Annotated in this window: 16 protein-coding genes and 1 pseudogene; 10 read left to right on the top strand and 7 right to left on the bottom strand. The window is 63.2% G+C overall.

Going from position 1 to position 11,981, the window contains the following annotated elements; all coding sequences use genetic code 11:
• The first annotated feature begins 18 nt into the window (after positions 1–18).
• Positions 19–264, top strand: a complete 246-nt coding sequence (locus tag ABIB78_RS03480; protein WP_429021405.1) for a DUF2188 domain-containing protein — start codon at positions 19–21, stop codon at positions 262–264.
• Positions 265–282: 18 nt separating this feature from the next.
• Here the strand turns inward: ABIB78_RS03480 and ABIB78_RS03475 are convergent, their stop codons facing one another.
• Positions 283–972: an ArsR/SmtB family transcription factor gene (locus ABIB78_RS03475; RefSeq protein ID WP_429021402.1), complete on the bottom strand. Its 690-nt coding sequence runs from the start codon at positions 970–972 to the stop codon at positions 283–285.
• A gap of 138 nt (positions 973–1,110) precedes the next feature.
• Between ABIB78_RS03475 and ABIB78_RS03470 the strand changes: the two genes are divergently transcribed.
• From ABIB78_RS03470 to ABIB78_RS03450, 5 genes and pseudogenes are all read left to right on the top strand, one after another.
• Positions 1,111–1,512 (top strand): nuclear transport factor 2 family protein, encoded by a 402-nt coding sequence (locus ABIB78_RS03470; protein ID WP_429021399.1) that lies wholly within the window; start codon positions 1,111–1,113, stop codon positions 1,510–1,512.
• Positions 1,513–1,623: 111 nt separating this feature from the next.
• Positions 1,624–2,684: pseudogene (locus ABIB78_RS03465) on the top strand (alpha/beta fold hydrolase).
• A 17-nt stretch (positions 2,685–2,701) separates the two neighbouring features.
• Positions 2,702–3,049 carry an MmcQ/YjbR family DNA-binding protein gene (locus ABIB78_RS03460; protein WP_429021397.1) on the top strand — a complete coding sequence of 116 codons (348 nt, stop codon included), beginning with the start codon at positions 2,702–2,704 and terminating at the stop codon, positions 3,047–3,049.
• A 155-nt stretch (positions 3,050–3,204) separates the two neighbouring features.
• Complete coding sequence (locus ABIB78_RS03455; protein ID WP_429021395.1) at positions 3,205–3,558, top strand: hypothetical protein; 354 nt, start codon at positions 3,205–3,207, stop codon at positions 3,556–3,558.
• A 166-nt stretch (positions 3,559–3,724) separates the two neighbouring features.
• Positions 3,725–4,153, top strand: coding sequence for a hypothetical protein (locus tag ABIB78_RS03450; protein WP_429021393.1), 429 nt, complete (start codon positions 3,725–3,727; stop codon positions 4,151–4,153).
• Between the two features lie 100 nt (positions 4,154–4,253).
• Here ABIB78_RS03450 and bfr read toward each other — a convergent pair whose 3' ends face one another.
• The 3 genes from bfr to ABIB78_RS03435 form a co-directional block, all read right to left on the bottom strand.
• Positions 4,254–4,742, bottom strand: coding sequence for a bacterioferritin (gene bfr, locus ABIB78_RS03445; protein ID WP_429021391.1), 489 nt, complete (start codon positions 4,740–4,742; stop codon positions 4,254–4,256).
• Between the two features lie 234 nt (positions 4,743–4,976).
• Complete coding sequence (locus ABIB78_RS03440; protein ID WP_429021561.1) at positions 4,977–5,249, bottom strand: (2Fe-2S)-binding protein; 273 nt, start codon at positions 5,247–5,249, stop codon at positions 4,977–4,979.
• 126 nt (positions 5,250–5,375) lie between these two features.
• The gene (locus ABIB78_RS03435; protein WP_429021389.1) at positions 5,376–5,546 is read right to left on the bottom strand and encodes a hypothetical protein; all 171 of its coding nucleotides are present in this window, start codon (positions 5,544–5,546) and stop codon (positions 5,376–5,378) included.
• Positions 5,547–5,631: 85 nt separating this feature from the next.
• Here ABIB78_RS03435 and ABIB78_RS03430 point away from each other — a divergent pair, with 85 nt between their 5' ends.
• Both ABIB78_RS03430 and ABIB78_RS03425 read left to right on the top strand, forming a co-directional pair.
• Positions 5,632–5,937, top strand: a complete 306-nt coding sequence (locus ABIB78_RS03430; protein WP_429021387.1) for a hypothetical protein — start codon at positions 5,632–5,634, stop codon at positions 5,935–5,937.
• Positions 5,938–6,172: 235 nt separating this feature from the next.
• Entirely contained in the window at positions 6,173–6,457 is a 285-nt protein-coding gene (locus ABIB78_RS03425) for a hypothetical protein (RefSeq protein ID WP_016843728.1), read from the top strand.
• A gap of 87 nt (positions 6,458–6,544) precedes the next feature.
• Here the strand turns inward: ABIB78_RS03425 and ABIB78_RS03420 are convergent, their stop codons facing one another.
• From ABIB78_RS03420 to ettA, 3 genes are all read right to left on the bottom strand, one after another.
• A complete protein-coding gene (locus ABIB78_RS03420; RefSeq protein WP_429021559.1) occupies positions 6,545–7,777 on the bottom strand; it encodes a lytic murein transglycosylase in 1,233 nt (410 codons plus the stop codon).
• A 117-nt stretch (positions 7,778–7,894) separates the two neighbouring features.
• Entirely contained in the window at positions 7,895–8,479 is a 585-nt protein-coding gene (locus ABIB78_RS03415; RefSeq protein WP_429021384.1) for a TIGR00645 family protein, read from the bottom strand.
• A gap of 243 nt (positions 8,480–8,722) precedes the next feature.
• Complete coding sequence (gene ettA / locus ABIB78_RS03410) at positions 8,723–10,372, bottom strand: energy-dependent translational throttle protein EttA (RefSeq protein ID WP_429021381.1); 1,650 nt, start codon at positions 10,370–10,372, stop codon at positions 8,723–8,725.
• A 273-nt stretch (positions 10,373–10,645) separates the two neighbouring features.
• On the opposite strand from ettA, the gene ABIB78_RS03405 reads away from it, so the two are divergent.
• Positions 10,646–10,897, top strand: coding sequence for a hypothetical protein (locus ABIB78_RS03405; RefSeq protein WP_429021378.1), 252 nt, complete (start codon positions 10,646–10,648; stop codon positions 10,895–10,897).
• A gap of 118 nt (positions 10,898–11,015) precedes the next feature.
• Positions 11,016–11,978 (top strand): D-2-hydroxyacid dehydrogenase family protein, encoded by a 963-nt coding sequence (locus ABIB78_RS03400; RefSeq protein ID WP_429021376.1) that lies wholly within the window; start codon positions 11,016–11,018, stop codon positions 11,976–11,978.
• Positions 11,979–11,981: the final 3 nt, after the last annotated feature.

The following is an 11,981-nucleotide window of genomic DNA, read 5'->3' as shown; positions in this document are numbered from 1 at the left end:
ATGGAAACGAGGTTCCGGATGAGCCACGTGATCTACAAGGTTGTCCAGCACGACGGCGGCTGGGCCTATACCGTCAACGGGGTGTTCTCGGAACCGTTTCCAACCCGCGCTGCGGCACTCGCCGCCGCCCGGCGCGCCGCCAACGAACAGCGTGTTCCCGGACGCACCGAGGCAATCCAGTATGAAACGCCGGACGGCAAATGGCTGACCGAAACCGCCTCCGGCAACGACCGCCCGGAGACCGAGGTCGAGGACGGCCGCTAATTTCACATTCGCGCGGCTTCAGAACGGAACCTGCACGCCGAGCCGATCAAAGAATGCCCGCCCGCGGTCGGTGATCCGCAGCGCACGCGGAATCCGATGCGGCGCAACGCCGCGCATCTCGACCAGTCGCGCCAGCACGGCATTGGCAAAGGGACCGGCGAGATGGGGCACCCGCTCGGTCCAGTCGTTGCAGAGCCGCAGATGCGGCTGCCACGCGGGATCAAAATCGATCTCCTCGGCGCGGCACCAGGCCAGCCCCTGCTCAGTCACGCGCCCATCGCGGCCATCGACGATGACAAGGCGGCGGCGGATCAGCGCATTCGACAACAGCACGCCGAGCTCACCCGCAAGATGATGGTAACAGGTGCGCGATCGCCTGAGCTGCTCGGCCGGCATCGCACGCTTGCGCCGGGCAGTGGTTTTCGCTGCGAGATCGACCAGGTTCTCGATCAGCGCCGCGACGTCGTCGTCCCTGATCCGGTAATATCTGAACCTGCCCTGTGCCCACACCGACAGCACACGCGCATCCACCAGCTTCTGCAGATGCGCGCTGGCGCCTTGCGGCGAGATGCCAGCGACCGCAGCAAGCTCACCCGCCGGCAGCGCCTTGCCGTCGGCCAGCGCGCTGACCATCGCCTCGCGCACCGGATCACCCAACGCCTCGGCGATCCGCGAAAATCCTGTCTGCACCGGTTGGGATGATCCCACCGCATCGCCTCCAATCCATCCCGAAACGTCCTACCGGCATTCGCCGTGCCGCGATACTCATTTCAGATTTTCCTGAAACGTCGCGATTGCCTGATCCGCTCAAATGGGCGGCAATCAACGAAACACAAGGGAATAATCATGACAGCCGGCAACGCCGACGCGGAACGCGTCTACAGGCTTTGGGACGAGGCCCTCGGCAACAAGGACCTCGAGGCGGCGCTCGCGCTCTACGCTCCTGACGCCTCGATCGAGAGCCCACTGGTCCAGCATTTGATGCAGACGAGCGACGGGATCGTCCAGGGCCGGGATGCGCTGCGCGAGTTCATCACGCGGGTGTTCTGCACCAACCCGCCGCAGCGGAGGCGGTTCAAACAGGGTTTCTTCAGCGACGGCCGAATTCTCACCTGGGAATATCCGCGCCAGTCTCCGGACGGCGATCAGATGGACCTCGTCGAGGTCATGGAGATCAAGGACGGCCTGATCCAGCGTCATCGTATCTATTGGGGATGGTATGCGCTGAACGTGCTGAGGGCGAGCTAGCCGAACACATCTTCGCCAGTCGCGCTGGCGTACTCTCGGACAACGCTTTCCGTCATGCTAGGCTTGCACCGAAGCGGCTGGACAAGCGCGCCGCGCGTGGGGAGAAGCATCATGATCCGTTTGTGCGCGGCGCTCCTGGCCGCTCTCGTCTCGATGTCGGTACCCGTCATGGCCGCAGATTATCCCGCGCCGCAGGACGGCGAGTGGATCGCAAAGGACTTCAAGTTTCACAGCGGCGAGGTGATGCCGGAACTGCGGCTGCACTACACCACGGTCGGCGCGCCGACCGGACAGCCGGTGCTGTGCTGCACGGCTCCGGCGGCTCGGCCGCCAGCATGCTGACGCCGACATTTGCCGGCCAGTTGTTCGGCCCGGGCCAGCCGCTCGACGCGACGAAATACTACATTGTCATCCCCGACGGCATCGGACACGGCAAATCGTCGAAGCCGTCGGATGCGATGCGGACGAGCTTTCCGAAATACGACTACAACGACATGGTCGACGCGCAATACCGGCTGGTCACCGAAGGCCTCGGCATCAAGCACCTGCGGCTCGTGATCGGCAACTCGATGGGCGGCATGCACACCTGGATCTGGGGCGTGCGCTATCCGCAGATGATGGACGTCCTGGTGCCGATGGCCTCGCAGCCATCAGCGATGGCGGCGCGCAACTGGATCCTGCGGCGGACGATGCTGGAAACGATCCGCAACGATCCCGACTACAACGGCGGCAACTACACGAGCCAGCCGCGGATGATGAAATACGCCATCGCGGCCTATCGCTTCGCAAGCGCCGGCGGCACGCTCGGCTACCAGACGCTGGCGTCGACTGCGCCGCAGGCCGACAAGATGGTCGATGACCAGCTGGCATTGCCGGTCACCGCAGATGCCAACGACTACATCTATCAATGGGAAGCCTCGCACGACTACGATCCGTCGGCGGGAATGGAGAAGATCGAGGCCACGCTGCTCGCGATCAACGCGGCTGACGACGAGCGCAATCCGCCGGAGACCGGCGTCACCGAGGCAGCGGTAAAGCGGATCAAGAACGGCAAGATTGATCTGATCCCGGCGAGCAGCGAGACGCGCGGCCACCTCACGACCGGCGATGCCAAATTCTATGCCAGGCAACTGCAGGAATTGTTGCAGACCGCGCCGCAGCGGACGATGTAGCGATCGGGATCAAGGCGATGTCCGCAAACCGCTTCCGCCGCACAGCGCTGAGCCTGCCCGAGGTGATTGAAGGCGCACATCACGGCACCGCCGACTTCCGCGTCGGCAAGCGCATCTTCGCAACGCTCGGCTATCCCGACAAGGATTGGGGCATGGTGAAGCTGACGCCCGAGCAGCAGGCGATGGTGGTCGAGGCCGAACCGGGGATCTTCCGGCCGGTGCCGGGCGGCTGGGGCAAGAGCGGCAGCACCAATGTCCGCCTCGCGAAAGCCGATCAGGTCACGCTGCGCAGCGCCCTCACAATGGCCCGGGACAATATCGCGGCGAAGCCCGCGAAGAAGGTACGCGCGAAGCGACCGTCCTGAGCGCGGCGATTCCGCACTGCATCACGGAGCACTGCGCTGCTTCGCTGATTCTTTGAGCATGCATCCCGCGCACGGTTCGTGCCTAATCGCGCAAACACCGGATTCGCGCGACGCCATGCGCGGGTCACGCAGAAGTTTTCTGCCGGAGGAAGGCAATGCGAAGGCTCACGCATGTCGCGGTGCTTGCGCCGCTCGTCATCATGGCGGGCGCTGCGTTGGCGTTCGACAACGGCCAATACGACAATGTGCCGCCCGATATCCGCGCCTGGTTCAAGAGCGTGATCGCGCCGAATGGCGTGCCGTGCTGTGACATCTCCGACGGCCATCGCACGAGCTATGACGTTCGCAACGGCGCCTATTGGGTACCGATCGAGGGCGAGTGGATGATGGTGCCGGAGCGCGCCGTCATCCGCGATCGCGGCAATCCGGTCGGTGAGGCCGTCGTATGGTACGTGCACCATCGCGGCAGCATCATCATCAGTTGCTTCGTTCCGGCCGACACGGTCTGAACAACGCCGCCGTCTGCGCGGACCCCGTGCGAGATCGCGCCAATTTGAGACAATTACTCCTTGTTAAGCTTACTTTTTAACCAATAATTAAGGATGAGTTTGCAGGCGCAACGCGGCCCGGCCTAGCGTCCGCACAATGCTCCGTAACCGCGAGTTGGTGCGTGCCATGGCCTTTCGAAGAATGGCGTATCGAACATGTGGGGCGCTGATTGCGTCCTTCGGCGTTGCAGCGCTGCTGCTCGCTTCCTCGACCGAGACTTATGCGAGATCCGGAACAGCGCCGCGCGGCACGTTTTCCTCGCACCATCCAGCCTTCCGCCATCATGTGCGGGTGCCCGGCATCGTGTTGCCCGGGACAAGCGGATACTACGAAGACGCCGTCGCGGGCGTTCCCTTCGCCGCCGAAGTCCCGGCGCCGGTCTCGAACGACGTTCGCTACACCTACACCCAGGACGTGCCCTGGGACTGGGCGCATCGATACCCGCCGGCCGTGGTGCCGTCGGATCGTCCCTATGTGTCGAGCTGTCCCACCGAGAGCGTCACGGTGCCTGGACGCGGCGGCGACCGCACTATCAACATCATCCGGTGCTACTGACGGGCACCGCATCAATCCGGATCGCAAAACAAAAGAGGCCGCCCGCAAGGACGGCCTCTCGCATTTTAGGAGACGTCTCGCCGCGCCAGCCGACCGAAGCTCAGGACTCCTCAGCCTTCAGATGACCGACGTGCCTCTGGGTGTAGAGCTCAAGACCAATGCGCTTGATCAGGTCGAGCTGGGTCTCGAGGAAGTCGATGTGGTCCTCCTCGTCCTTCATCAGCTCCTCGAACAGGTCGCGGCTGACATAGTCCTTGACGCCGTGGCAGTAGGTCGCCGCCTCCTGGTAGAGCGTGCGGGCGCCGATCTCGGCGGCGAGGTCACACTCGATGATCTCCTTGACGTCCTGGCCGATCTTCAGCGGATCGAGCACCTGCAGGTTCGGGAAGCCGTCGAGGAACAGGATGCGATCGACGAACTTGTCGGCGTGCTCCATCTCCTCGATGGACTCCTTGCGCCAGACCTTGGCCATCTCCAGGAGGCCCCAATTGTTGAGCATCCGGTAGTGCAGCCAGTACTGATTGATGGCGGTCAGTTCGCTGCGCAGCCCCTTGTTCAGATAATCGATGACCTTCGGGTCGCCTTGCATGATCCACTCCACCTGTCGCGGCCAAACCGGCCGACACTAAATTTAGAATGCTTCTAAATCAGATCACCGGAGAGAGCAACCCTCAGCGGAAGCAGCGCGTGGATAACCGAATTCGAGTGGATCTGTCGGAGGCAGGGCGTTTCCGGCGATGCGAAAGCAGGCTCGCGGGAAGAAAACGCGTCGAAACAAGAAGCTGGAGCTTGGATTCCTATTCGATCGGAATCGAATATCGCCTCAGCAGGCCGCGAGCGCGAATTCGGCCGGCTCGGCGTCCTCGTTAGCGGCGTGCGGATGGCCGCCGTGGGGGCAGCCGGAACAGCAGGCCTTGGCGCAGGGACCGAGCGCCTCGTCGATGATCGCCTTGATGGTGCGCGCGCAGCGGCCGCATTCGGCATTGCAGCCGAGGCAGCCGTACACCTGCTTGGCATTTCGTGTCACGGACCCACCGCCATTGACGGCATTGCGGACATCGTGGTCGCTGAGGACGTTACAGGAACAGACAATCATCGGGGAAGGCAGGGTCCAACGGGTGATGCTCGCCAATATGGATATTGTCGGCCCCCGCCGGATGCAAAAGGAAAAGCGGTTCTTGTAGCAATTCCAAACTGATGCGGGATTCATATTGGAATGAATCTAAATCGATCGGGCCGGGCTTTCGGGAATACGAAGTGCACCCAGCAGGTCTGGCAGACCAATCCCAGCTTCCACCGCCGCGAACCGCCGCAAGCGCGCAACAAGCTTGTGCGTTGCAAGATATTCCGAAAGCTGCAAGCATTTGGAGGCGAATACGGCAGCGTCGTTCATTGATCATTCAAGCGGAATATGGAACCCTCAGGCGAGACAGATCGCCAACGAACGCTGTCCCTGCTCCCGTGAGAAAGGTGAGGTCATGAAGAAGACATTGCTGGCGCTTTGCGCCGCCGCCACTCTGGCGGTTTCGGCTTTGGCGGTGCCCGCCCCCGCCCAGGCACAACGCGGTGTCGCCGCTGGCGTCGCTGCGGGATTGATCGGTGGCGCCATCGTCGGCGGCGCGATCGCATCGCAGAACCGCTATTACGGTCCCGGATATGGCTACTACGCACCCGGTCCGGCCTATGTCGCCGAACCCGGCTACGGCCCTGATTGCTTCTGGCAACGCCAGCGGTTCTGGGACGGCTACACCTGGCGCGTCCGCAGCGTCCGCGTTTGCGATTGATCGTCGTTCATCTCGATTAAATCGAACCAGATGTCCCGGAAAACCGACTGCATCTCCGGGACGTCTGTTATCGCGGCCAGAAAAAACCGCTTTTTTGCGCGATGAGGCTGCGGACGTTTACTTTCGGTTGACTGTTCTGCGCTGTTTAGCAAGACAGCAGTTCGAGATCAGCGTGCGAGTCACCTAAACCCGGCGTCGGGCCACGACGCCACCACGTTCCAGGAGAGCCAAAGACATGAAGAAGACTTTAGCTGCCCTTGTCGCCGTTACTACGATTGCCGGTTCGCTGGCCGTTGCTCCGGCTGCCAAGGCTGGTGACGGCGGCGCCGTCGCGGCCGGCGTTGCCGGCGGCCTGATCGGCGGCGCCCTGCTCGGCGGCGCTATCGCAGGCGCTCGTCCCGCCCCGGTCTATGTCGCGCCGGCGCCGGTTTACGTCGAAGAAGCCCCGTGCCGCATGGTTCGTGAGCGGTTCTGGGACGGCTACGGCTGGCGCTTCCGTCGCATCCAGGTTTGCGACTGATCCATCGACGCGATTTCCGCATCACTCCCGAAACCCGGCCTTGCGGCCGGGTTTTTGTTTTCCGCCGCCAAGCAGTCTAGCGGCCCATCAGCGCTGCCCGTTCATCGCGCGCAGCACCGCCTCGCTCGGCCAGCAATCGACCTTCAGCCCGGCCTGCTTCTGATAGGCGCCGAGTGCGGCGCGGGTCTGCATCCCGGCCTTGCCGTCGAGCTTGTCCTTGTAGAGGCCGATCTTCGTCAGCTGCTGCTGCATCGCCTCGACATCGGCCGAGCGCAGCTGCTTCGACGCCGACCATGGCGTGGCGAACGGCTGCGGGCTCGTCATGCGGTCGGCGAGATGGCCGACGAACAGCACGTAGAGATCGGAGAAATTGTATTCCTTGATCACGAAATAGTTCGGCGTGGTCAGGAAAGCCGGACCGTAAACGCCTTCCGGCTGCAGCAGCGAGGCCGATTGCGCCTGCTCGGTGGCGCTGAGCTTCTGCCCGCGCACCGGCACGAAGCCCGCCCGCAGCCACTGGCTGATCGGCTTGGTCACTTCGGGCACGCCCATCGTGCAGTCGGCATTGGCCGGCGCCTGCACCTCATAAGCCCAGCGCACGCCCGGCTGCCAGCCCTTGTTGACGAGTTGCTGCGCGGCCGAGGCGAGCGCATCCGGCACCGAGTGCCAGATGTCGACCTTACCGTCGCCGTCGAGATCGACGCCGTGCTTGTAGTATTCCGACGGCAGGAACTGGGTGTAGCCGGTCGCCCCCGCCCAGGAGGAGCGCATCTCCTTGCGCGTCACCGCGCCCTCGCCGAGGATCTTCAGCGCGAGGATGAACTCGGTGCGATACTGATCCTTGCGGCGGCCGACATAGGCCTGCGTCGCCACCACGCGCAGCGTGTCGTAAGGCAGCGAGTAGCGGCCGTAGTCGGTCTCACGGCCCCAGATCGCCAGCACGACGGTGGCGGGAACGCCGAACCGCTTCTCGATCGCATCGAGCGACGGACGATACTTCTGCAACAGCCGCTGCCCCTCCGCGGCGAGCCGCGCGATCGAGGCTTCCTTGATGTAATCGCCCGGCACCTGCACGAACTCGGCCTGCGCCGGCGCGCCGGTTTTTGGACGTCCGGGCAGGATCAGGTCGGGCAACTTGTAGTCGGGCTCGAGGGAGCGCGTCTCACGATCAAACGTTTCACGCGACACCCCTGCAGCCTTGGCTTCCGGCCAGAGCGAGGCGATGAACTGGGTGAACGCGGCGTCGGCGGCACGCGCAGGCGAGACGACGGACAAGGATACGAGCAGAAGCCCGAAGGCAAGCGCGCGGAGGAATGTCAAATGCAACAACCTGTTCACGCAGCGGTCCAATAGGCGCGCCACTCGGCGAACGCCCGCGATGTTCGTGTCGTGAGCCTTATCACGACACTGGATTGCTGTGAACCTTTGGCGGCCGCGCTAATGCACGGTCTGCTGCTTGGCGCCCTCGATCGAGTCGTTCGACAGTTTGTCGACGATGGCGATGCCGATGGCCGACAGGATGAAGACACAGTGGATGATGGTCTGCCACATCACGCCGGTCTCGGTGTAGTTGCCTTTGCCGGACGACAACGCGCCGGCCTCGATGAAGGTGCGCAGCAGGTGGATCGAGGAGATACCGATGATCGCCATCGCCAGCTTGATCTTCAGCACGCTCGCGTTGACATGGCTGAGCCATTCCGGCTCGTCGGGATGTCCCTGCAAATTGAGGCGCGAGACGAAGGTCTCGTAGCCGCCGACGATCACCATCACCAGCAGGTTCGAGATCATGACGACGTCGATCAGGCCGAGGACGGCAAGCATGATCTGCTGCTCGCTGAAATCGAAGGCATGGGCGAACAGGTGCCACAGTTCCTTCAGGAACAGCACGACATAGACGCCCTGGGCGATGATCAGGCCGACATAGAGCGGCAATTGCAGCCAGCGCGATCCGAAGATCAGCATGGGAACGGGACGCAGCGACCGGCCCTTGGAGCGGCCGGGCGCGTCTGAAAGTGCGGACATGTTGGAGTGCTCGCGAAATTGAAATTGCGGAGCGCTCTATCTACGCAATCCCGCGCGCTTGAAAAGCGACAACTGGCCGCAGATTGCGCCGCGATGCCGTCATGATCCCGCCAACGAAGGGCATCGCGATGCTTGCCCTATCCACTCGTCATGGCCGGGCTTGTCCCGGCCATCCACGTCTTTGCATCCTGGAAGAAAAGGCGTGGATGCCCGGCACAAGGCCGGGCATGACGATATCTTGGATCAGCGCGTCAGCTTCTTGTACTTCACGCGATGCGGGATGATGCTGTCCTGGCCGAGCCGGCGCATCTTGTCCTTTTCGTAATCCTGGAAGTTGCCCTCGAACCACTCGACATGGCTGTCGCCCTCGAAGGCGAGGATGTGGGTCGCGATGCGGTCGAGGAACCAGCGATCATGGCTGATGATGACGGCGCAACCGGCAAAATCCTCCAGCGCCTCTTCCAGCGCGCGCAGCGTGTCGACGTCGAGATCGTTGGTCGGTTCGTCGAGCAGCAGCACGTTGGCGCCCGACTTCAGCATCTTGGCGAGATGCACGCGGTTGCGCTCACCGCCGGAGAGTGCGCCGACCTTCTTCTGCTGGTCGGCGCCCTTGAAGTTGAATGCCGAGCAATAGCCGCGCGAGTTGACTTCCTTCTTGCCGAGCAGGATCAGCTCGTTGCCGCCGGAGATTTCCTCCCACACGGTCTTGTTGCCCTCGAGCGCGTCGCGCGACTGGTCGACATAGCCGAGATGCACGGTCTCGCCGACCGTGATGGTGCCCTTGTCGGGCGTCTCCTGCTTGGTGATCATCTTGAACAGCGTGGTCTTGCCGGCGCCGTTCGCACCGATCACGCCGACGATGCCGCCAGGCGGCAGCTTGAAGGTGAGATCGTCGATCAAGAGGCGATCGGCAAAGCCTTTGCTGAGACCTTCGAAATCGACGACGTTGGCGCGGAGGCGCTCGGCGACCGGGATGATGATCTGCGCGGTCTGGGCCTGCTTCTCGCCCGCCTTCTTGAGCAGATCCTCATAGCGCTGGTAGCGGGCCTTCGACTTGGCCTGCCGCGCCTTCGGCGAGGACGCCACCCATTCCTGCTCGCGGGCCAGCGTCTTCTGGTGGGCGACGTCTTCGCGCCCCTCCTGCTCGAGCCGCTTCTGCTTCTGCACCAGCCAGGAGGAGTAGTTGCCCTCATAGGGAATTCCGCGGCCGCGATCGAGCTCGAGGATCCAGCCGGTGACGTTGTCGAGGAAGTAGCGGTCGTGGGTGACGATCAGGATCGCACCGGGATAGTTGCGCAGATGGCTTTCCAGCCACGATACCGACTCGGCGTCGAGGTGGTTGGTCGGTTCGTCCAGCAGCAGCAATTCCGGCTGGTCGAGCAGCAGGCGGCACAGCGCCACACGGCGGCGTTCACCGCCCGAGAGCTTGGTAACATCGGCATCGTCGGGCGGGCAGCGCAGCGCGTCCATCGCCTGGTCGACCTTGCTATCGAGATCCCACAGGCCTTGCGCCTCGATCTCGTCCTGCAGCTTGGTCATCTCGTCGGCGGTCTCGTCTGAATAGTTGACCGCGAGTTCGTTGTAGCGGTCGAGAATCGCCTTCTGCTTGGCGACGCCGAGCATGACGTTTTCACGGACGCTGAGCGTGGGATCGAGGTGCGGCTCCTGCTCAAGATAGCCGACGCGGGCGCCTTCAGCGACCCATGCCTCGCCGTTATATTCCTTGTCGAGACCAGCCATGATCTTGAGCAGCGTCGACTTGCCCGAGCCGTTGACGCCGAGCACGCCGATCTTGGCGTCCGGATAGAAGCTCAAATGGACGTTATCGAGCACCTTGCGGGTCGGATAGCTCTTGGTCAGACCCTGCATGAAATAGATGAACTGGCGCGCCATCCGCTGTCCCTGGAATTGATCCGATTTGTGGAAATTTTGCTGCCGCCGATGTAACGGCCGGCCCCTGAAAGCGCAACCGCGGGCGCGGCGTTTTCCATCCGTTCACCATGTTCCGTCCGTTCACCCACGGATGATTACGGGTTGGACACCATCTATGCGCCGGATCACGACAATTGAAACTATCTTTTAATAAATCAGGCCAAAACTCGACTTCAGCGCCGAAAAACGGCGATTTTCGCGGCAGAACCGCGACCAAACAGTTGAGGCCGCGTCATGGCTACCATTATTTCAGCACCTCTCTCGCGCCCGGCGATCAAGGGCGAGGCGACGCTGTTCGCCGAATTCCGCGCCTTCTGGCGGGCCTTCGTTGTCAAGGCCTTCAACCCCTATCGACCGGAACTGCACTATATGCGCGGCCCCGGCCCGGCCTGCCGTGCCAAGCAGATGGCATTGTCGCCGGCGGTGCGGTCGATGCTCGCCGATATACGGACCGCGAAGGCACACAAGCCATCCCGGACGGCGTGACACAATCGCCCTTATTTGAAAGCACGGCCGCTTGCGCGCCTGCCGATTGCGCGCGACCATGACGGGTATCCCGACGGTTGATCTCCCGCCGTCGCCCTCACCCTGAATGGACTTTTCGATGACGCGGCTCCGCTGTGCAATCCTCGACGACTATTTCGACATCGCGCTTTCGGTGGCCGATTGGCCGGCGATCAAGGACCGGGTCGAGGTCACCGTGTTCGACAAGCCGTTCGCGAGCGAAGCGGACGCCGCGACGAAGCTGAAGGATTTCGAGATCATCTGCGCGATGCGCGAGCGCACGGCGTTCCCGCGCAGCCTGCTCGACGCGCTGCCCAGACTGAAGCTCCTGATCACGTCGGGCATGCGCAACGCCGCGATCGACATGGAAGCCGCCAAGGACCACAAGGTGGTGCTGTGCGGCACCCAATATAGCCGCGACCCCACCGCGGCCCTGGCCATGGGCCTGATCCTGGAGCTGACGCGCGGCATCGGCCGCGAGAATGCGCGCATGCACGCCGGCGAGGCCTGGCAGACCTTTGCAGGCACCGAGATCGAGGGCAAGACGCTCGGCGTCGTCGGCCTCGGCAAGCTCGGCAGCAAGGTCGCCGGTATGGCAAAGGCGTTCGGCATGCACGTCATCGCCTGGAGCCCTAACCTGACGCCGGAGAAGTGCAAGGAGGCCGGCGTCGACTACGCCGGCAAGGACGAACTGTTCGCGACCGCCGACGTCATCACCATCCATGTCGTGCTGAGCCCGCGCTCGCGCGGACTGGTCGGTGCCGCCGATCTCGCCCGCATGAAACCGTCGGCCTATCTCGTCAACACCGCGCGCGGGCCGATCGTCGACGAAGACGCCCTGCTCGCGGCGCTGCGCGACAGGAAGATTGCCTGCGCCGGCATCGACGTGTTCTCGGTCGAGCCGCTGCCATCAGACCACCCGCTCCGCAAGCTCGACAATGTCGTGATCACGCCGCATCTCGGTTACGCCACGCGCGAGAGCTTGCAGACACACTATCAGCAGATGGTCGAGTGCATCGATACCTTCACCAAGGGCGGCGAGCCGCCTCGGCGGCTGACCTGACCG

The sequence above is a fragment of the Bradyrhizobium sp. I1.14.4 genome, from assembly GCF_050435825.1.
Taxonomy (GTDB): Bacteria; Pseudomonadota; Alphaproteobacteria; order Rhizobiales; family Xanthobacteraceae; genus Bradyrhizobium.
Note: the sequence above shows the minus strand (reverse complement) of the source record. Positions and strands in the feature narration are given on the sequence as shown.